The 21920-nt window shown below is 37.0% G+C and carries 18 protein-coding genes; 5 read left to right on the forward strand and 13 right to left on the reverse strand.

Annotated elements, in window-relative coordinates; translation table 11 throughout:
- Positions 1 to 172: 172 nt before the first annotated feature.
- Entirely contained in the window at positions 173 to 1231 is a 1059-nt protein-coding gene (locus tag AXA65_RS10540) for a TerC/Alx family metal homeostasis membrane protein (RefSeq protein WP_063970064.1), read from the reverse strand.
- Between the two features lie 341 nt (positions 1232 to 1572).
- On the opposite strand from AXA65_RS10540, the gene AXA65_RS10545 reads away from it, so the two are divergent.
- Positions 1573 to 2676 carry a M14 family zinc carboxypeptidase gene (locus AXA65_RS10545; RefSeq protein ID WP_063970065.1) on the forward strand — a complete coding sequence of 368 codons (1104 nt, stop codon included), beginning with the start codon at positions 1573 to 1575 and terminating at the stop codon, positions 2674 to 2676.
- A gap of 286 nt (positions 2677 to 2962) precedes the next feature.
- Here AXA65_RS10545 and AXA65_RS10550 read toward each other — a convergent pair whose 3' ends face one another.
- Genes AXA65_RS10550 through AXA65_RS10570 form a run of 5 tightly spaced genes read right to left on the reverse strand, consistent with a single transcriptional unit; the run spans position 2963 to position 11185 of the window.
- Positions 2963 to 4402, reverse strand: coding sequence for a glycoside hydrolase family 30 protein (locus tag AXA65_RS10550; RefSeq protein WP_063970066.1), 1440 nt, complete (start codon positions 4400 to 4402; stop codon positions 2963 to 2965).
- Between the two features lie 46 nt (positions 4403 to 4448).
- Positions 4449 to 5249: a family 16 glycosylhydrolase gene (locus AXA65_RS10555; protein WP_063970067.1), complete on the reverse strand. Its 801-nt coding sequence runs from the start codon at positions 5247 to 5249 to the stop codon at positions 4449 to 4451.
- 28 nt (positions 5250 to 5277) lie between these two features.
- Positions 5278 to 6705: a glycoside hydrolase family 30 protein gene (locus AXA65_RS10560; protein ID WP_063970068.1), complete on the reverse strand. Its 1428-nt coding sequence runs from the start codon at positions 6703 to 6705 to the stop codon at positions 5278 to 5280.
- A complete protein-coding gene (locus AXA65_RS10565) occupies positions 6705 to 8255 on the reverse strand; it encodes a RagB/SusD family nutrient uptake outer membrane protein (protein WP_063970069.1) in 1551 nt (516 codons plus the stop codon). Before AXA65_RS10565 ends, AXA65_RS10560 begins: the two co-directional genes overlap by 1 nt.
- Positions 8256 to 8266: 11 nt before the next feature.
- Positions 8267 to 11185, reverse strand: coding sequence for a SusC/RagA family TonB-linked outer membrane protein (locus tag AXA65_RS10570; RefSeq protein WP_063970070.1), 2919 nt, complete (start codon positions 11183 to 11185; stop codon positions 8267 to 8269).
- A gap of 241 nt (positions 11186 to 11426) precedes the next feature.
- Between AXA65_RS10570 and AXA65_RS10575 the strand changes: the two genes are divergently transcribed.
- Both AXA65_RS10575 and AXA65_RS10580 read left to right on the forward strand, forming a co-directional pair.
- On the forward strand, positions 11427 to 12590 hold the full coding sequence (locus tag AXA65_RS10575; RefSeq protein ID WP_228391666.1) for an MFS transporter: 1164 nt from the start codon (positions 11427 to 11429) through the stop codon (positions 12588 to 12590).
- Positions 12568 to 13338 carry an NUDIX hydrolase gene (locus AXA65_RS10580; RefSeq protein ID WP_063970072.1) on the forward strand — a complete coding sequence of 257 codons (771 nt, stop codon included), beginning with the start codon at positions 12568 to 12570 and terminating at the stop codon, positions 13336 to 13338. Before AXA65_RS10575 ends, AXA65_RS10580 begins: the two co-directional genes overlap by 23 nt.
- Before the next feature lie 103 nt (positions 13339 to 13441).
- Here AXA65_RS10580 and AXA65_RS10585 read toward each other — a convergent pair whose 3' ends face one another.
- Genes AXA65_RS10585 through polA form a run of 5 tightly spaced genes read right to left on the reverse strand, consistent with a single transcriptional unit; the run spans position 13442 to position 18385 of the window.
- Complete coding sequence (locus AXA65_RS10585) at positions 13442 to 14467, reverse strand: M28 family metallopeptidase (RefSeq protein WP_063970073.1); 1026 nt, start codon at positions 14465 to 14467, stop codon at positions 13442 to 13444.
- Between the two features lie 40 nt (positions 14468 to 14507).
- Positions 14508 to 14855 (reverse strand): SdpI family protein, encoded by a 348-nt coding sequence (locus tag AXA65_RS10590; protein WP_063970074.1) that lies wholly within the window; start codon positions 14853 to 14855, stop codon positions 14508 to 14510.
- A 16-nt stretch (positions 14856 to 14871) separates the two neighbouring features.
- Positions 14872 to 15222 carry a bleomycin resistance protein gene (locus AXA65_RS10595; protein ID WP_063970075.1) on the reverse strand — a complete coding sequence of 117 codons (351 nt, stop codon included), beginning with the start codon at positions 15220 to 15222 and terminating at the stop codon, positions 14872 to 14874.
- A 12-nt stretch (positions 15223 to 15234) separates the two neighbouring features.
- Entirely contained in the window at positions 15235 to 15504 is a 270-nt protein-coding gene (locus AXA65_RS10600) for a YciI family protein (protein ID WP_063970076.1), read from the reverse strand.
- A 46-nt stretch (positions 15505 to 15550) separates the two neighbouring features.
- Positions 15551 to 18385 carry a DNA polymerase I gene (gene polA, locus AXA65_RS10605; protein ID WP_063970077.1) on the reverse strand — a complete coding sequence of 945 codons (2835 nt, stop codon included), beginning with the start codon at positions 18383 to 18385 and terminating at the stop codon, positions 15551 to 15553.
- 132 nt (positions 18386 to 18517) lie between these two features.
- Here polA and AXA65_RS10610 point away from each other — a divergent pair, with 132 nt between their 5' ends.
- Both AXA65_RS10610 and mgtE read left to right on the forward strand, forming a co-directional pair.
- The gene (locus AXA65_RS10610) at positions 18518 to 19072 is read left to right on the forward strand and encodes a hypothetical protein (RefSeq protein WP_063970078.1); all 555 of its coding nucleotides are present in this window, start codon (positions 18518 to 18520) and stop codon (positions 19070 to 19072) included.
- A 122-nt stretch (positions 19073 to 19194) separates the two neighbouring features.
- Positions 19195 to 20493, forward strand: coding sequence for a magnesium transporter (gene mgtE, locus AXA65_RS10615; RefSeq protein ID WP_228391667.1), 1299 nt, complete (start codon positions 19195 to 19197; stop codon positions 20491 to 20493).
- 282 nt (positions 20494 to 20775) lie between these two features.
- Here mgtE and AXA65_RS10620 read toward each other — a convergent pair whose 3' ends face one another.
- Entirely contained in the window at positions 20776 to 21396 is a 621-nt protein-coding gene (locus AXA65_RS10620) for an inorganic pyrophosphatase (protein ID WP_063970080.1), read from the reverse strand.
- Between the two features lie 14 nt (positions 21397 to 21410).
- Positions 21411 to 21920 carry a hypothetical protein gene (locus AXA65_RS10625; RefSeq protein WP_063970081.1) on the reverse strand — a complete coding sequence of 170 codons (510 nt, stop codon included), beginning with the start codon at positions 21918 to 21920 and terminating at the stop codon, positions 21411 to 21413.

The raw sequence follows: 21920 nt of genomic DNA on the forward strand, positions 1-21920 counted from the left end.
AAAATAAAAGTTGAATGTTTATAAAATAGAGAAGAACTTACTCTTATAATTTTTAAGAACTGGATATCAGACCTTTCGTTTTATAATTCATGTCCGATATCTCTTTATTTGGCTCATTCCACAAATCTTGTAAAATTAGAATAAGCGGCCTTTAAAAGCTATGTCATAAAGGCTATGATTCGACTTTATGAACTTTCTTTTCTGGAAACAAAAGGGAAATTATAATGCTCAAAAACAAAATGGAAGCAATGACGATCAAAGAATGTGAAGTGGTAAATCCGATATCTTCCAAATAATGGTGGAAGATCATTTTGAGACCGATAAATGTAAGCAGTACAGCCAAACCGACCTTGAGGAATCTGAACTTATTCACAATTCCAGCCAGCAAGAAGAACATGGACCTTAAACCAATGATTGCAAAAATGTTTGAGAAGAATACAATATAAGGATCCTTCGTAATTGAGAATATCGCTGGAATACTATCTACAGCGAATATCAGATCTGTAAATTCTACGATGATCAACACCAAAAATAAAGGTGTCATCTTCTTGATCCCGTCAATCACCACAAAAAATTTGTTACCGACGAACTTGTTGTGAACTTTAAAATGTTTCTGCGCAAACTTAACGACAGGATGATGTTGTGGGTCGATCTGCTCATTCTTATTGCGCTCAAAGTACATTTTGACACCTGTATATACAAGGAACGCTCCGAAGACGTACATGATCCACTCGAATTTCTGAATCAACGCAGCTCCTATAAATATGAACAGAAATCTCATTACAATCGCGCCAAAGATACCCCAGAACAAAACGCGGTGATAATTACGAGGAGCGACTCCAAATCCGCTAAAAACCAAAAGGATCACAAAGATGTTGTCGATAGAAAGTGCGTATTCTACAAGGTAGCCTGTGAGAAATTCCAATCCTAGATTTTTATCGTACAGCGTGATGCTGTGTTCCAGATTACCAGGAGTGATCTTTATGGGATGCTTGTGCTTGGAAACAATTTCCTGCAGTCTTTCCATGCTGTCGATCCCATGGATATGATGACCGAAATAGGTAATTAGTATGTAGAAACCTAAAGAGAGTAGGAGGATGAAGATACTCATCAATCCGGCCTGTTTAATAGAAACTGCTGCATCTTTCTTGTTGAAAATTCCTAGGTCGAGTAGGAGTAGGGCGATGATAAATATTAAGAATCCAGATAGGAATAAGATCTCGTTGCTCATTTGTTAGTAATTGGAGCAAAAATAAGGAATTTTATTATGAATTAAGGCTTTATACATTTGTAAATCAACGGAATTTTCCACGAAAATAATGTTTAGTAATTTGGCGAACAAATGGCTTCAGATACATATTTAGGTACTTAAAGTAAATTTAAAAATACACTTTATTTAAAATTAATAAAAAACTGAAAATTAGTAAGTTATAAAATTAAAATAGCGATATATCAATCCACAAAATAATTAACAGACAAAGTGACATTTCAGTATGTTTAGTTATTTTACAAATGTAACAAGTGTTTATTTGAGATTAAATGTTATTTTTGTCAAAATGTAAATCATCCCTCATGACTAATAGTTTTCCATACTTCAAAAATCAAAGCTTCCCAGATCGTTATATTTTCCCAGAAAAATTATTTTCCTACCTACAGGACAATTACAGCGACCATATAAAAGAGATAGGAAAATCGAGTTTGGGTAAACCAATCTACATGTTGACCTTGGGAAATGGAAAACTTAAAGTTGCAGCTTGGTCACAAATGCATGGAAATGAATCCACGGCAACTTTGGCCATGTTAGATCTTCTTTCAATATTTGAAAAACACCCAGAGCTCAGCGAAAAATTGTTGGGATTGGTCCAGTTGGATTTTATCTTTATGTTAAACCCGGACGGTTCCGAGGCTTGGACAAGACGAAATGCTTACGATATAGATATCAACAGGGATTTCATTAGAAACTCAAGTAACGAAGTAAGGGTTTTGAAATCCATCGTTTTGAATGGCAATTACAGCTATTTGCTAAACCTTCACGATCAGCGAACGATTTTTACAACAGACGGTATTCATCCTGCGACGTTGTCCTTTTTATCACCTTCAGAGAATCTTGAAAGAGATCTGACGGAGAATAGAAAAAAAAGTATGGCGGTAATTGCTGCGATCTACATGCAGATGAAACAGATCCTGCCAAACAGAATTGCAAAGTATACAGACGAGTTTTATCCAACATCTACTGGTGACAATTTTATGAAAGCCGGAATTCCAGCAATATTATTTGAAGGCGGATTCTATGAGAATGATCTGGAGAGAAAAAAAACCAGAGAATATTACACGCACGCAATTTATTTTGCATTGAAGGCAATCTCGGTACTGAAAGGCGATACGCTGAGCTACGAAACTTATTTCGACATTCCACAAAACAAAGAAACTCATTTTGATCTGATCTACAGAAATGTAAAATTGAATACAGAATTTGAATGCATCATGGACATTGCTGTACAGTACAGAGAGATCCTAGACGAAAATAAAAATCTGACGTATCAGCCATACGTTATCGAAATTGGCGATCTGAACCATAAAAAAGGCTGGAAAGAAATCGACTGTACAGATAAAAAATTTGTTTCTATCAAAAAATTTCCCAAATTAGATTCGTTAGTTGATTTCATTATTGAATAGATGCTAATAAAACCAACATTTTAGCCATTTTTAAGTGTGTGATAATAAGCACTTTATATATACTATTTAACATAATATAAATTATAGGACTTTTTTTTAATTAGAAAAGAGAAAACTGCTTTATTCTTCTCCAAAAGCCATCAATTATTCTAAAGGTCAAAGACTGACTCTGGCAGATTGCAAAATGATAACAGGAAAATTAAAATAAAATTTCCGAAGAATTTCTAAGTTTAAAATAAAACAGCAGCTAAAAATTAGCTGCTGTTTCTTTGAAAATAATATATAACTATAAAACTATAGTCTGGATAGAATGCGCTGGCGCAGAGAGTTTCGAAGATTTTCCTTCGATCCAAAGATTGAAATCTGTATCCGCATCACCTTCGTTCATCACCACCACTACCAGTTCCCCACTCTCGTTCAGGAAACTTGTGGATAAGAGAAAATCTTTGTTTGTAGAAGTTCCTACGCGTTGTGCATTTGGTTTTACATATTTGGAAATGTGTCCGATGTAATAATATTCGTAAGTGTAATGCAATTCCTTCGTTCTCGAATCATAAATGATCGGTGCAAAACAGAAATTTCCAACGTGATTTGGGCCGCCTTTTTCGTCCAAAAGAATATTCCAGTCTGTCCATGCGGATGTGCCTTTGTTGAAATCGTTGATCATATTTCGCCCGTACAACTCTCCTAAACTCACATCATAGATCTTCGAAAAATCAAACTGTTCTTTGCAACCTTCTGTGAAAATCAGGAATTTATCAGGAAAAGCTCTGTGTGTTTCTGACAGATTATCAAATAGTTGGGATTTGTTGTTCCAGGTTTCGTACCAATGGTAACCAATTCCAGATGCGTACTTTGAAGTTTCAGGATCTTGCAAAGTCGTCGTTGCACGCTGGTACATCAAGTCTCTGTTATGATCCCAAATAATCACTTTTTTGTCTTCATAATTGTTTTTCCAAAGCGTTGGGCCAAGATTTTCTTTTAGGAATTTTGCCTCTTCATCTGCTGTGTACAAGCAAGATTCCCAAGTCTGAGTTGCCATTGGCTCGTTTTGGATCGTCAATCCCCAAACTGGAATATTTCGTTTTTCGTATTCCTGAATGAATTTAACATAATAATTGGCCCACACTTGATAGTATTTGTCCAATAATTTTCCGCCTTTCAGCATATCATTATTGGTTTTCATCCAGGCTGGCGGACTCCAAGGACTGAAATAGAATCTGAAATCTTTTGGATCAATCGCTTTCTGTGCTAATTTGATCAATGGGATTTTGTACTGTTCATCGTGCTTTACATCAAAAGAATTCAGAGATTCATCATTGTCTTTGACGTAAGTGTAGGAATCGCTGGAGAAATCGCAGGAGTTCATATTGGTACGAACCACATTGTAGTCTATCCCCGATTTTCCATAATAAGCTTCAATAAATTCTTTCTGTTTTTCTTTCGGAATTTTCGCAAAAACCTCTGCAGAAGCGTCTGTGATTGCGCCACCAATTCCAATCAATTTTTGATACTTGAAATCCGGATCTACGAAAACACAAACATCTGTTTCCTTTGGCTGAGGGAAATCTGTGAAAACGGCATTGGTTTTTTTTGCAAATTTCTCATTGTTCTTTTGCGAAGTAAGAATCACTTTCCCTTGCTTCATTCCTTTTTTCCAGTAATTCTGGGCATTCAAATTTGCTGAAAGTGATAAAGCAGCAAATAGTACAATTGTCTTTTTCATTTTTATTTTTAAAATTTGACATCACAATTTGACATCGATTTATTAATTATTTTTTATAAATTCTGACATAGTCTATCAGAAATTTTTGTGGATATATGGATTCATCCACACCTTCTTTTCCGCCCCAGTTCCCTCCTACTGCCTGATTCAGGATCAAATAGAATGGTTGGTCGAATGGCCAGGCTTCGTAGTCATTTTCAGTTTTAATGTAGGTGAAATATTTTTTGTCATCCACGAACATCTCAATCTTTTCTGGCGTCCAATCGGCTCTGTAAACGTGGAAGTTTTCTGCAACATCTTTGATGATGATCGTATACGTTTTCTGAGTGTTGATGATATGATTGTACTTCTTGGTGTGGACTGATGCGTGTACATAACCTTCGTTGTAACCAACGTGTTCCATAATGTCGATCTCGCCATCATCTGGCCATTCTTTGATGTTTTTGCTCAGCATCCAGATGGCCGGCCAGGTTCCTTTACCTTTTGGCAATTTGGCTCGCACCTCCACAGTTCCGTATTGGAATGGAAAAGTATTCTTCGTGATCAATTTTGCTGAAGTGTAATCGTTCTTCTCCCACTTTTCTCTTTTGGCTTCGATGATGAGATGGCCGTCTTCTACCCTTGCATTTTCTGTTCTGTCTTTGGTGTAGAACTGAAGTTCATTGTTTCCGAAACCATCGCCACCAACTTCAAATTCCCATTTGGATGCGTCTGGTAATCCTCTCTTATTGAATTCATCCTGAAAGACCAATTTCCCCTTGTCTGCATTTTTTTGATTGATGCAAGAAGAATTCATTAATAAGATCAATGGAAGAGCCGATAAAATTTGAATTTTGCTGAACTTCATAAATTATATTTCGTTATTAATTAAAACCTTAAAAAACAAATGTTGCTACAGCCCTTGCTGGTAAAGAAGTTGCTGCTGATTTGCCATTCATTTTAATATTGAAATTCTCTGTTGCATTTCCTTCATTAAGGACAATCAAAGTCGTTTTTCCATTTGGAGTCGTGAATGCCACAGAACTTAGATTTCCAGGTTGAGTTGAAGCAATTCTTTGAGAATTCTGAGGAACAAATTTGGAAGCGTGCGCAATGATGTAATAAGCGACGTTTTTTGTGAAAGCCTCATTGTTATTGACTGTTATCGCACCTTTGCATTGTGTACAACCGCCGTCTGTATGCGGATTGAAACTTGGGTCGTTGGCCAGATTCCATTCCAAAGCGATCTTACTCCAGTTTCTCATAGAACCGATGATCACATTTTTGGAATGCCACATCAGGTCATCAGAAAAAGATGAAGTTGAGCCTGTCCATTGTTCGGTAAAATATAGATTTTTGGTTGGATAAGCCAAATGCACATTGCTCAAAACAGCGATGTTGCCTGCATAAAGATGGAACGCCGAACCGTCAACATACTTTGCTGCGTCTGCATCCGCTAGGATTTCCATTGGATATTCCGGTTTATCGCAATTGTGATCGTAAAGGACTATTTTGGTCTTGACATTTGCAGCTTGAAAAGCCGGACCAAGACTATTTTTGATGAATGCTGCCTGCTGTGGAGCGGTCATGAGTAAACTTGGATTGTTGCCAGGATGCAAAGGTTCGTTCTGAGGCGTTATCGCATCGATTGTACTTCCCTGCGCCTTCATTCCTTGAATATATTTCACAAAATACTGCGCATATACATTATAATACTGCGGCTGAAGACTTCCACCGATGGAACTTCCGTTATCTTTCATCCAGACTGGCGGCGCCCACGGTGCAGCCATGATCTTGATGTTTGGATTGATAGTCAATATTTTCTTCAACATATCGATCAGAGCTTGATCTTTGGCTAAGGAAAAATTCGCTAGAGAAACATCCGTTTGACCTGCTAGCATATCGTCATATGAGAAAACGGTGCTGTTAAGATCCGACGCGCCAATACTTAATCTGATATAACTTACTCCGATAGAATTCTCTTTATTAGAAAAGATATCTTGCAGTAATTCTTCTTTCTTCGTTGCAGATAATTGATTGATCACTTGAACACTTCCTCCAGTCAACGTATAACCAAAACCATCAATCGTCTGATATTTCTGCGATGCATCCACATCCAACGTTTGATAATTGTTTGTTACATTATTGAAAATGATGTCGGTTTGTTTTTGAAGTTTTGTGGACTCGTCGGCTGTGGTAATCCATACCTGTGCGTGGTCTGAACGCTCGGAAACAGAACTCTTTGAAGTACAAAAAAGAACAGAAAAAAGCGCTGCAGAAACTGCAGCACTTTTAAGAAAATAATTTGATGTGAAACTGATCATTAATATTGAGGATTTTGATTCATTATTGTATTAGGCAATTCATTAAATGGAATAGGTAAAATTTCATTTTTACCACTGACAAATCCTTTTGAAGCTAATTTGGAAGGAGCATCTCCCCATCTTACAAGATCAAACCATCTGTGGCCTTCACCAGCAAGCTCTCTTCTTCTCTCATCTTTGATTGCTTGTAAAGAGACAGGAACTGATGCTAATCCTACTCTACCTCTAACAGCATCTAACAATGCTTGCGCTCTTGCCCCTGTTGCTCCCAAAGCTTCAGCTTCCATCAAGTAAGTATCGGCTAATCGTATTGCAACATAGTTCTGACGGAAATTAAGTTCTGCCGAACCAGGTAAAGAACTTCGCAAATCATTAGTAGGTAAATACTTATTTAAAAAGTATCCGGTATCCGCGTAAGCCGGACTGTAGGATATCTTTCCTTCTGTAACTAGTTGTTTTGCATTGAATATGGTTACATTTAATCTAGGATCTCCCTGCATAAAATTAAATAAATCTTCAGTTACAGTATTAAATGCCCAACCAGAATAGATGTCTGGTGCAGTGTTATTTGGTATATCCTTTAAAGAATAAGAACGTGGTCCCACCATAACATTGATAGAGTTACCCTCATCTTTTCCTTGTCCCCAGAATCCCCAATCAGAATTTCCCTTGTTAGTGTGCATAACTTCTAATATAGACTCTGTCGAAAATTTATAAGGGTCAGAAGTTTCCGGACCGACTTTGAATAGGTCAGCATAATTTGAAACAAGCTTATATCCGTATTGGCTTGTTCCCCCAGGTACACCATTTACTTCTGAAAATTGCGCTGCTGCTTCTGGCATTTTTTTATCATAAAGATAAATTTTTCCTAATATTGCTCTGGCTGTTCCTTGTGTTATTCTACCTTTATCATTTCCTGTTGCTGTCATCATCAAATCAGGAATCGCAGAATTGATATCACTTTCAATCTGAGCATAAACTTCACTTGGTTTTGCTTGCGGTATATTCCAATAATCATCGTCAAATTTTATAGACTTAACTATTAAAGGGATGTTTCCAAACATTCTTACCAATTCAAAATAATACAAAGATCTAAGTACTAATGCTTCGGCAGTGTATCTCTTTTTCAAATCATCACTCATATTTGCGCCAGGAACCTTTTCTATTAACAAGTTTGCTCGTGCAATACCTTGATAATAATCTTTCCAGTAACTTCCGGGCATAGTATTAGGATTTATTGTGTAATTATTTAGTCCCTGAATACCTGCACCATCATTAGAATTGCCACCTCCTGAATAAAAATCATCTGATCCGGCATTAAAGAATGTAACAGAGTTTTCAAAACCACCAGAATATTTTCTTAATATATCATATACAGAGACTAGTGCACTAAAAGACTGCTGTTCATTTTGAAAATAGAGATCCGTATTAAAAGAGCCTAAATTTTGGACATCATCCAAATATGCATCATTACATGCAATGCTACCAAAACTCAAACCAGTTAGAAATGTGATGGCGAGTCCTTTATATAAAAAATTTTTATTTTTCATTTTTTTAAGAATTAAAATTGAATATTTGCACCTATTAAGAATGTTCTAGCTTGTGGATAATAAGCTCTATCAACCCCAATAATATCTTGCTCGGAGTTATTTCTTCCTGCAATCTCTGGATCATAGCCAGTATATTTTGTGAAAGTAAATACATTTTCTCCTGTTATGTAAAGCCTTACTTTACTCATCCCAAATCGAGTTGTAACGTCTTGAGGAATAGTATATCCCAATTGAATAATTTTTAAACGAACATAATCTCCTTTTTGAAGGTAATAATTAGACATCCAAGAATAATTATGATTAGAATCGTCTCTAGTAACCCTTGGATTATCGTTTGTAGATCCTTCACCAGTCCAACGATCTAGAATCTTTGTTTGATAATTTGCGTCAAGCATATCTAATCTTCTAAGACCCTGGAATATTTTGTTACCTGCCTGTCCTTGTGCAAACGCCATAAAATCGAAATTTTTATAGTTCAAGTTTACAGTCAAACCAAAAGTATATTTTGGGATAGAACTTCCCAAGTTGACTTTATCATTATCATCAATTTTTCCATCTCCATTACTGTCTTGCCAAATAAAGTCTCCTGGTTTTGCACTAGACAATAATTTTTCTCCATTTGAGTTGACATAGGAGTCGACTTGCGCTTGATTTTGGAATACTCCGCTATATGTGTAACCGTAAAAAGAACCATAAGGCTGACCAACTTGTACTCTAGATACGGCTCCCATGGTTTGGAAAGAAGCAAGGTTGAAATAGTCAATATCATCCTCTAAACGAAGGACTTTGTTTTTTATAGTGGCAAAATTTCCGTTGACAGAGATTCCGAAGTCATTCCAGTTCTTCTTGTAGCCTAACTCCAGCTCAAGTCCTGAATTTTCCATATCTCCAACATTTGACCATGGTAAATTAGGAACCCCTACATAACCAGGAATATTAATTTGTCTTAGGATGTCGGTTGTTTTCTTTTTATACCAATCTGCCGTCAATGTAAAATTATTGAATAATTTCAAATCAGCAGCAATATTTAACTGGCTGGTTTCTTCCCATTTTAAATTGGGATTTTCCATTGTACTTGGCGCATATCCAATAATAATATTGTTGCCAGCATTGGTGTAATTACTCCCAGAAACCATGAAACTAGCAAATCTGAAATTTTCCATTTCATCATTTCCTAAAACGCCATAACCTCCTCTAAGTTTCAAATTGTTGACAACTTTATTTTCTGGCCAAAAGTTTTCTTTATTAACATTCCAACCAATAGACATAGATGGGAAAGTTCCCCAATGTTCTTTCGTTGCAAATTTTGATGAACCATCTCTACGAATAGTTCCCGTAAATAGATACTTATCTGCATAGTCATAAATAATTCTACCAAAATAAGATGCTTTACGTGTTTGTATCCCATCCCATCCAGTTGCTGTAATATCATCTTGAGGAATATTGAAGTTGAAAGAGGCATCCTGCCAGTTATCAATCGGTAAATTAGTGTATGTGAGACTAGTACCGCCAGAGATATTATATCTATACACCCCTTGTCCTACTAATACATTCAAATTATGATCACCAAATCTATTTTGATAATTCAAAGTATTTTCCATACTCCATTCGAATTTATTTTCATCTACCTTATTCAAGCTATTAAAACCAGTATTACTGTAGTTAGGACTTAAATAATATTTTGGCATAAACGAACGACTTCCCCAATATGATTTTTTACCATTTAAACTCGTTTTGAATGTAAGGCTCTTATGAAGTTTTAATTCAGCAAAAACATTCGCAACTAAATCGTCAGACCAGCTATAATTTCCCTGTTGTATGTAACGAAAAGCCCTTGGATTGGTCATTTCTTGATTTACATACTGTGAAATTCCATAAGGATTTCCATTAGGGTCACGAATTATATATTGATTTGTGTAACCACTAGGATCTACCATAGACCAATCTTTTACGACAACAGGAGTTGTAGGGTCTAAGTTAACAGCAGAAGCTAAAGGACCACCATATTCTTCATTTGCACTGATACCTTGAGATTTTGTATGTGTGTACGCAAAAGTCTGCCCAACTGTCAACCAATCTGTAACTTTATGTGTTGAGTTTAATCTTGCATTGAGTCTTTTGTAATATGAGATATCACTCATTACAATTCCAGTTTGATCAAAATATCCAAATGAAGCATAGTATGTAGATTTCTCATTTCCTCCATTAATACTCACTTCATGATTTGATTTCTCGCCCGTTCCAAAAATAGTGTCTTGCCAATCTGTACCTTTACCAAATTTTGATGGATCTGCGTAGCGAATTGGTTTTCCGTCATTGGAAAAAGCTTCATTAATAATTGTAGCATATTCTGTAGCATTGAGAAGATCTAATTTTTTTGCAGCATTTCCAAATCCATAAAATCCATTATATGAGAGACCAAGCTTCCCTTTCTTGCCTTTTTTAGTGGTAACAAGAATAACTCCTTTGGCCGCAGAAACCCCATAAATTGCAGATGAAGCCCCATCTTTTAGAACTTCAATACTTTCTATGTCGGACTGGTTTAACCATCCAATATTATCCACGACAATACCATCAACTACCCAAAGAGGACTATTACTTCCTGCACCGAAACTGGTGATTCCTCTTACACGCACCGTAGCTGCGGCACCTGGTTGTCCAGAGTTCGTAACTACCGATACACCAGCAGCTCTACCTTGTAACACTTGCTCAGGCTTTCCTGCCGGAATGTTTTCAATATCCGAAGCTTTTATGCTAGCAATTGCACCTGTTACATTACTTTTCTTTTGAGTCCCATAACCGATAACCACGACTTCTTCTATTACTTTTTCTTTAGAAGTCGTGTCACTTACCCGTTGTTGAGCTGAGTAGTTGGCTGTAAAGTAGAGAACAGCCGCTAGCCCAAGACATTTTGAATACTTTAAGTTCATATTTTAATTAATTTTTGTTAATCTCAAACTGAGACAATAAAAGTAATTTATTTTTTCACATCACAAAATAAAATTTTATTTTTTTTGTTTTCCTTTTATTGATGGGATTTTCAGTGAGGTACTTATCATAAATTCCGTTAATTTTTGTACATTTGAAATCCCTGAAAAAGTGAGTGAATGTTAAAAATAAGTTAACTTGGATTAAATGAATGTTAATAAAAATAGAATAAAGATACCGCTCATGTTAAGCTTTCTGATATTCTCTATGTTATTGAACAGCATGGGCGTGATCATACTCCAACTTTCGGAGAAGGTTTCTTACAAAGGTTTGGGTGTTTTGGAGTCTTTCAAAGATATTCCGATGGCAATCATGTCTTTATTTTGTGTGAACCTGATCGCTAAGACAGGAAACAAAAACGCATTGATTTTCTCATTGATCTTTATCCTGGTAAGTTGCATCGCACTGCCATTGGTAGATGCATTTTGGTTCTTCAAGATCTGGTTGAGTATTGTGGGCGTCAGTTTTGCGTTGGCGAAGATCTCCGTCTTCAGTATTATAAAGAATAATTTTAAGGATGAGCAATTGTCAAGTGCAATCAGTAGTGTGGACGCTTCATTTATGTTTGGGATATTTTTCGTGAATATTGGTTTCGGAACATTGCTGACCAGTTCTTATGCAAACTATTGGAAGTTTGGATTTTGGATCATTGCCTTTCTAAGTATCATCACACTTCTGATGCTGAGAGCTGCAAAAATAGATGAAGAACCAAACAATGATCATAGAAAAAAATCCGGCGAGTGGAAATTCTTTCTAACTCCAAAGCTCGTTTATTTTTTCATCATCGTCTTCTTCATGGTTTTTATAGAACAGAGTTTTAATTCCTGGCTTCCAAGCTTTTTCAAGAATAATCTGAAGATCAATTCTTACTTTGCATTGCAGGCTTCTGCATTTTTGGCCTTATTCTCATTTGTTGGAAGATTGATCACAAGTCGATTGATATTGAGGTTTCATTGGTTCAGATTTGTATTGGTCTGTCTTTTCATGGTCTTCGTAATATTAGGAATTTGCCAAGTATTGATCTCTTATTTCTACGTTGATTTCAAATTTTCATTAATATTCCTAATGCCAATGGTTGGCCTATTCCTTGCACCACTTTTCCCACTTTACAACTCTGAGATATTGAATAAGGTTCCGAAAGAAAAAACGCACCTTTTGGTATCAATCGTTGTCATATTTTCCTCTTTGGGAAGTTCTGTAGGATCGCTCTATATGGCAATCATTTTTTACAAAGATGTAAGTAATTTTTACCCTTTATTTATTTTATTACCATTATTAATTATATTTGGCCTTACTTTTTTCCTAAATAAAACGCCAATAACCTATGACCGAGAACACCAAGAATAAACAAAATCTTAAAGAATTAATAGACACCAATGATTTCGTAGAACACGTCTCTGTGGACTGTGTGATATTCGGGTTTCACAAGGATACGCTGAAGGTTCTGCTCCTGAAATATCATGACCTTGATCTCTGGTCTGTTCCAGGCGGATTTATCTTCAATGATGAGAATCTGAATGACGCAGCTGCTAGAACTTTATACGAAAGAACACACCTTTCGGACGTATTTTTGGAGCAATTTTATACCTTTGGAGACATCAAAAGAACCGAAAACAATACACATCAAAAACTACTTGAAAATAGAAATATCGAAGTGGACCAAAATCACTGGATCTATCAGCGTTTTATTTCCGTAGGTTATTGTGCCTTAATAGATTATACTTTGACCTACACTTTCCCAGATTCCTTCAATGAAGTTTGCCAATGGTTCAATGTCAGCGAGTTACCAAACATGGCCTTCGATCACCAGGAAATGATAGAAAAAGGACTACTCTATCTCAGAAAAAATATTGATTATCAGGTGATGGGAAGTAATCTTCTTCCGGACAAATTTACGATGAAAGAGTTGCAACATCTTTATGAAGCCATCCTTGGAGAACCGCTCAGACGCAACAATTTCCAGAGAAAGATCCTCGGAATGAACATCCTGGAAAGATTGGAAAAACATTACAGTGGTTCTGCTAACAAAGCGCCTTTTCTGTACAGATTTTTGGACGGTTCGAACACTACTATTTCAAAATCGGACTTTGACTAATTGATTTACTTTTGTAAGGATCAAATAAAAACAAAAAAGACGACATATTCTGTCGTCTTTTCTGTTATAAAAAATTCAAAATCTAATTTCTAGATTCTAAACTCTATCTGTTACTCTTCCCATCAACTTTGATCCTCTCTGGTCTGTTTGCCAATTCCCAAGCTGTAGTGAAAACCAATTGCGTTCTTTTCTGCAACAGTGGATAGTCTATTTTATCAGGTTTATCTGATGGTTTGTGGTAATCTTCATGAATTCCGTCGAAGAAGAATGCCACTGGAATATTATGCTTTGCAAAGTTATAGTGGTCTGATCTGTAATATAATCTCTGTGGATCTTTCGGGTCGTCATATTTATAATTAAGTTCCAGATTGACAGATTTTTGGTTCGCAGTTTCATTGATCTTTTTAAGTTCTGTACTCAACATTTCGGAGCCGATCACGTACACATATTGTTTGCCTCTGTTTTCCGGATCGTCGCGCCCGATCATATCGATATTAAGGTCAGCAACTGTGTTTGCTAAAGGGAAAACTGGATTGTCAGAATAATACTCGGAACCGAAAAGTCCGTGCTCCTCGCCTGTCACGTGAAGGAAAAGGATGGAACGTTTTGGACCATAACCTTTTTTCTTAGCTTCCTGGAAGGCTTTTGCGATTTCCATTACCGCCACAGTTCCACTTCCATCGTCGTCTGCTCCATTGTAAACAACGCCATTCTTTGTTCCAACGTGATCATAATGTCCAGAGATGACAATCACCTCATTGGGCTTTTCACTTCCTTCGATATAGGCTAGAATGTTTTCAGAATCTGGCAAGGCTTCACCATATTTTTTCATCGCTTCAGTAGGCACTTTTTGATAGTACGAACCCAAAGCTTCAGGAAAACCGATACCATATTTTTTATATTGCTCGATCATATAAACGCCGGCTTTCTTCTGACCTGCACTTCCCGTATCTCTACCTTCCATATCGTCGGCAGCAATCACATAAAGGTTTGTTTTGAGATCTTCAAGACTAATTTTATTATAAGCGTCTTTGAAACCTTTGCCTTCATAAGTGAAGTTTTTTGCGGCCGAGCAGCTTTGCAACAACGCAAAACCAGCAAGGAAACCGTATAGTTTTATATTTTTCATAAAGTAAATTTAGTATTAAGTCGGTGTTATAAAAGGATTGTTACAAAGTTTTACCAAATTTTTTCTTTAAATCAAATTCGGTTTTAACAAATAAAAAGATGGCCAGTAATATTGTTTCTACTATTCCGATCGTATTGATCACATTTTGATCTGAAAAGAAAAATAAGCCTATAATTCCTGTTATTAGAAGTAGAATCCCGAAGACCATCAATAATTTGGAAGACAACTTTTGAGCAAAATTCCATCGCTCCAAGTTTTTCATAGAACTTGTTGTCCTGTAACCATAGAGGTAATTGATCTTTTTTGGAGGAAACACAAACATCAGAATTCCTGCGAACAGAAATACGGAACCGACAAGAAAAGGTACAGATGTGGTATTTTCTATCATAATTGATGATTTTTAATTAATTTTTCTCTCCAAAAGTCAATAATGTTCCGCTTGGGTCGATCAGCGAAAAATCTTTAATATGCCAAGGTTTTGTTTCCAATTTTCCGTTGGGATGGATTTCAATGCCTTGATCCTGAATTTCTTGATACAATTTTTCAATCTCATTTTCAATTCTCAGATAAATCATAAAATCCGATTTTTCCGGAACCAAATTTTCAAAGCTAAAAAAGTGGATCTCCAATTCCTGATATTTCGTGATCAGATAATCGCCATGGTCTGCAACCAATTCAAAACCTAATTTCGAATAATAATCAATTGTCTTTTCCTTATTGATAAAAGGAAGCTTGGGAATAACCAGTGAAATCATAGTTCTGAATTTTTAAGCTAATTCATCATTCCATTCTCTGATGGTCACTTTTGCAATCAAACCTTCCTGAACAAAAGGGTCACCATTTACAAATTCCTCCGCAGCTTCCTTATTGATGAAGATTGCCATTGCACCTTCTCCCTCATTGGCAAAAGCGCCTGTTCCCAAAACTTTTCCAGACTTGATGAACTCTTCCTCCAATACTTCGTGGCGTGGAAAAACGGCCATAAACTCATCCATTGTTTTGTCAGTGGCGTGTTCGTAAAATACTACTGCTTTCATATTGTATGTTTTTTAATTTTAATAAAGATAAAAATTAATACTATAATTAATGCGCTTCCAACCAGTTATTTCCAACACCAACTTCGACTAAAAGCGGAACTGTCGTAACGAATGCAGATTCCATTTCTTTTTTAATTAATGACATCGCAACATCTACTTCATCAATCGGTGCTTCGAAAAGTAGTTCATCATGAACCTGCAAAAGCATTTTGGTTTGAAGGTTTTGAGCTTCCAATTCTTCATCAATTTTTATCATTGCCAATTTGATGATGTCGGCTGCACTACCTTGGATTGGCGCATTCACAGCGTTTCTTTCGGCGTGGGCTTTAACTACAAAATTGCTGGAATTGATATCTTTCAAATGGCGTTTTCTACCAAGAATCGTTTGGACATAACCTAGATCCTGAGCTTTCTTGACTTGCTCTGCCATATATTCTTTCAAACGCGGATAAGATTCATAATAAGAATCGATCATCTTTTTCGCTTCGGTTCTGGAAAGTCCGGTTTGTTCGGCTAAGGCAAAGGCACCTTGACCATAAATAATTCCAAAATTCACCGTTTTCGCCTGACCTCTTTGGATTTTCGTCACTTCTTCCAATGGAATATCAAACAACTTCGCCGCCGTCGAAACGTGAATATCTTCACCATTTTGGAAAGCAGCGATCATATTTTGCTCGCCGGAAATTTCGGCAATCAATCTTAATTCAATTTGAGAATAATCGGCGGAGATGATCTTTTTTCCTTCATCAGAAACAAATGCACCACGGATCTGTTGTCCTCTTAAAGTTCGGATCGGGATATTTTGAAGATTCGGATTCACACTTGCCAGACGTCCTGTTGCTGCGACAGTTTGCGCAAAAGTCGTGTGAACACGTTCATCTTTTTTATCAATTTGACTTGGCAACGCATCAACATAGGTTGATTTCAATTTCTGCAAAGTTCTGTATTCCAGAATCGAAGCGATGATCTCGTGTTTCGAAGACAATTTTTGAAGCACATCTTCAGAAGTTGCGTATTGTCCGGTTTTTGTTTTTTTAGCTTTCGGATCCAATTGCATTTTATCAAAAAGAATTTCGCCCAGCTGTTTCGGAGAATTCATATTGAAATTTTCTCCAGACAATTCAAAGATCTTGGATTCTAAAATGCGAAGGTCATTTTCCAAATCGATACTTTCTTGCGCCAACCAATTGTTATCGAGTTTTACGCCCGTCAATTCGATTTTCGCAAGAACACGCATTAAGGGCATTTCGACATTGTAGAACAATTCTTCCAAATTTTCTTTGGCTAATTGTGGCGCAAACAATTCATATAATTGAAACGTCACGTCTGCATCTTCCGCAGCATAAGCCGTTTGCGTTTCGATATCAACTTCACGAAGCGTCAATTGATTTTTCCCTTTTTTACCAATAAGTGATTCTATGGAAACTGGTTTGTAATCGAGGTACATCTCGGACAGATAATCCATTCCGTGTCGGCCATCGGGATTCAAAAGGTAATGTGCGATCATGGTGTCAAAGATTTTACCTTTAACATCGATATTATAATTCTGAAGAACTTTTGCATCGTATTTCAGATTATGAGCAATTTTCAAAACTTCTTCAGCTTCAAAAAATGGTCGGAAAAGTTCGATCGTTTCTTGTGCTTCTTCCCTATTTTCAGAGATTGGAATATAATAAGCTAAACCTTTTTTATAAGAGAAACTCATCCCGATCAGTTCCGCTTCCAACTCATTGAGCGAAGTCGTTTCTGTATCAAAACAAACCGATTTTTGCTTGAGGAGATTGTTTAAAAGAATTCTCTGCGCTTTTGGATCATTGATATATTGATAGAGATGGTCGTTGCCTTCGATGTTTGATTTTGTAGTGGTTGCCTGGTCTAGCTGTTCGAAAGTGGCAAACATATCCATCATTCCATTTTTGTTTGGCGCATTGGATGTCTCAACTTTTCCGTCATTAGGATTTTCAACTTCCATCAATTCTTGCACATATTCTTTGTTTGAAAATGCGCGGTAAAGATTCTCGTACAATCTTCGGAATTCCAATTCGTCAAAGATCTCTTTCACTTTATCAAAATCTGGCATATCCAGATCGTATTGCTCTTCGATGAATTCAATCGGAGCGTCACAGATAATCGTTGCTAATTTTTTAGATAAAATGCCACGCTCTGCGCTGGCTTCTACTTTCTCTTTCATTTTTCCCTTCAGCGTGTGCGTGTTTGCCAAAAGATTTTCCATCGACCCAAATTCTTGAATGAATTTTCTAGCCGTTTTATCACCAACACCATCCAAACCTGGAATATTATCAACAGCATCGCCCATCATTCCTAGATAATCAATGATCTGTTTCGGGTCGTTGATCTCGTATTTGGCCTTAATTTCTTCAACACCAAGGATTTCGATGTCGCTACCTTTCATGCTGGGTTTGTAGATTTTTATTTTATCTGTCACCAATTGTGCAAAATCCTTGTCAGGCGTTACCATAAAGACATTGTAGCCTTGTTTCTCCGCTTTGCAGGCAATCGTTCCAATGACATCATCCGCTTCATAGCCTTCAACTCCCAAGATTGGAATGTGCATTGCATTCAAAATATCATTGATGAATGGCTTTGCCAAGAGAATTGGTTCCGGCGTTTCCAGACGATTGGCTTTATATTCTGCATAATCATCGTGGCGAACATTTGTTCGGCCCACATCGAAAACGACAGCCAGATGCGTTGGGCGATCTCTCTTAATTAATTCGATCAAAGAATTGGTGAAACCGAAAATGGCAGAAGTATTGATACCTTTTGTCGTGATCCTAGGATTTTTGATGAAGGCAAAATAACCACGAAATATCATGGCGTACGCATCTATGAGATATAATCTTTTGTCTGTTGAAGTCATAAAAACAAAAGTAATAAAAATGTGATGATTAATGATTGAAAGACCTAAAATAAGCGTGATTGAATTCTGTTAAAAAAATCTTAAAATTTTGATTGAAATATTGAAATTTGATTGTAATTTTGCAAAAAACAAATGAAAAAATATCTACTCTCTCTCTTTCTAACATTCTATCTGTCAAGCCTCCTGATTTCCTGCGCAAATTATGGAGATGCTTTGGTATACAAGAATAAAGATATCAAAGTTTCTAAGATCAAAACTGTCCTATACTTCAATCCAGAAGTATTTCCTGACATTACTGAGATCAAAGAACCAACTTACACAGCTTTTTACAGTGCAACATCCGACAAGATGAAGGCGCTTGGAAATATCAAGTATCTCCAAGTGGACACGCCCATTTCCTTTGATGACGTGGATACAAAAATGGTCAAGGAGATCTGTCTGAACAATAATGCGGATATTGCTGTGGTACCAAAGGTGAAATACTTCAAAGTGGGGTTTGGAAAGTATGTGTTTTCCAATCAAGTGATCGTAAGTATGAAGCTGTACGATTCCAATGGTTATTTTATCATGGAAACTTCGTACGATACCTACAAAGGCAATGGCAGATTATTAGGTTCTGCATCCAATTCTGTGATCATCGGAACAAAAGGTGCAATCAGAAAAATGGACAAAGAATTGAGAAACTAAGTTTTTTCTATTCTAAACTAATTTTTATTCACATTATATTAATCTATTTCTAAAGGAATTCTTTCAGATTTTAATACTTTTGCAATGCAAAAATCCTTAAGATCGAGAATCCAGAAATTATATTGAATCCAGCCGACGTTGCAGAATCACTGAGCAAATTGCCAGTGAAGGAACGTCTGTTGCAATTTCTGAAATTACCAAAGTCAGAGAAAGCAGATGTTTTCTCCCACTTAGATCCTGATTTCCAGGAAGAAACCATTAGAAGCATTGCAAGCCACGAGGTTTCTGATATCCTGAATGAAATGTCGCCTGACGACAGAACCCAGCTTTTTGAGGATTTTCCAGATGAATTGATCAAATCATCCATCAACCTTCTGAATCCGCAAGAACGACGAGTTGCTTTGAAGCTTTTGGGTTATGAGGCTGATTCTATCGCGCGATTGATGACACCTTATTACGTTCAGATCCGTAAAGAATGGACGGTAAAACGTTGTCTGCAACAGATCAAAAAAGTGGGAAAAAAAGTGGAAACGCTTAACTTCCTGTATGTTGTTGATGAAAAGAATATTTTGATCGATGATATTACAATTGGTTCTCTCCTACTGGCGGATGAAGATCAATTGATCTCTGAACTTTCGGATGACCATTTTGTAGCAATCACAACCACAACTTCCAAGGAAGATGCAGTTCCCTACTTTGAAAAATATGACCGAAGTGCTTTGCCGATCATCACAGAGAATGGCGTTTTGGTAGGAATTGTAACCATCGATGATATCCTAGACCAAATCGAATCTCAGAATACAGAAGACATCCAAAAATTTGGAGGTTTGGATGCGTTGGATATGCCATACACACAGACTTCCATTTTTGAAATGGTGAAGAAACGAGGTTTTTGGCTTATTGTACTTTTCTTTTCTGAGATGTTGACCGCTTCTGCCATGGGTTATTTTGAAGATGAGATTCAGAAAGCGGTTGTCCTGGCTTTGTTTGTTCCATTGATCATTTCGAGTGGTGGAAATACCGGCTCGCAGGCTGCAACGCTTATCATTAGGGCAATGGCATTACAGGAAATCGGTTTGAAGGACTGGTGGTACGTCATGAAAAAGGAAATCTTCACGGGAATATTTCTAGGAAGTATCTTAGGAATTATTGGATTCATGCGAATCGCTTTCTGGCAAAAGATCGGACTCTTCGATTACGGAGAACACTGGACTTTTGTAGGATTGAGTATAGGTGTTTCTCTAATGCTCATCGTACTTTGGGGAACGATATCTGGTTCTATGGTTCCATTTGTTCTCAAAAAGCTGAAGCTGGACCCAGCAACTTCTTCTGCTCCCTTTGTGGCAACCCTTGTGGATGTTACAGGTTTGATCATCTACTTTTCTGTTGCGGGATTATTCCTTACGGGAAAACTTCTTTAATTGCTTTCATAAAACACCTCGACTTCGCTGAGTGTGACATTCAGATATAAAACTGGAGCTAAATGATCAACAAATCTTCAATCTGGGCGAAGCGCGCCCCAGCTTGAGTAGAAATCCTTTTTTGTGCCTGGAAAACTAGGCAAAAAAGATTGACTTCGTCGAACCACTTCGTTAGGTTTGGGAACGGAAGACGGATAAGGCACCCAAATAACTGATAATAAAATATTTAAACAAAAATGCCACCTTAGTAAAGATGGCATTTGTAATTGATATGACTAACTATTATTTCAATTTGCCAACGAAATTGTCTGTGTAATCTTTTTGAGATGCCACAACTACTTTTCTTGCTTGGTCTGCGCCGTAGATCAGGTCGATCTTCACTTTAGCAGGCTCAGTTGGTAAGTTTTTGTAGCTCAAGAAGTAATGCAAAAGACGGTTAACTTCAGCAGTTGGCAACTCAGAAATATCTCTGATGTGACCGTAAACCTGATCTTCCACCAATACTGCGATGATCTTGTCATCTGCCTCGCCCTTGTCGATCATTTGGAAACCTCCAATTGGGATCGCTTGCAAAAGAATGTTGCCTGAAGTGAAATTGTGCGAGCTCAGAACGCAGATGTCCAGAGGATCGTGATCTCCCTCTGTAACGTCTGTTGCGCCAGTAGCAACTGCTAGATTCTTCACTTCTTCTTCGCAATATGTTCTTGGTACAAAACCGTACATTGCCGGGATGATGTTGGAGAATTTTTGTGGGCGATCTACTTTCAGGTAGCCGCTTTCTTTGTCAACTTCATATTTGATAGTGTCTGTAGGAACGATCTCTACGAAAACGTTTACAACTTCTGGAGCGTTGTCTCCAGCTGAAATCCCGTGCCACGGATGGGCTTTAAAATTTGGAATCATGTATCTTTTAGTGTTTATATTATTTTGTTAAGTTCTTTTCTAAGATTCTCGATCGTGTCCGAGATATAGTCTTCAGAATTGAGGTAACTCATTAGAAAAACGGTTTTGAAGTCTTCCAGTTTTGAGTTCTCATTCATTTCCTCGTAGGTTTTGCGAAGGCTCTGAAGAATGTTGTTTTTGCTTGTGATGATATCCTCCCAAGACGATTTTGAAATGTATAGTTGTTGAGAAGCATTGTATTCGAATTCCTCGGTGATGTTTTTTTCGGTAAGGAAGATAAACTCGTGCGGCTGTAGGTTTTTATCAAATTTCATCACGAGATTTGATGGTTTCAGACGTTCCAAAAATAAGGTCATTCTTTCCAAAGCCTGAAGTTTGATCTCGCTGTTGGTTTTGGTTGCCAAGAAATTAATTTCCTGTTTTTTGAACCTGATAAAGCTGTTCACGAACTGTTTCGCAAAAACCAAAAATGGCAATGCGATGATAACGGCTACAGCGTAAGGAAAATATTCTGAATCAAACAT

Origin of the sequence: Chryseobacterium sp. FP211-J200, assembly GCF_001643375.1 — a bacterium.
Classification (GTDB): Bacteria; Bacteroidota; Bacteroidia; order Flavobacteriales; family Weeksellaceae; genus Epilithonimonas; species Epilithonimonas ginsengisoli.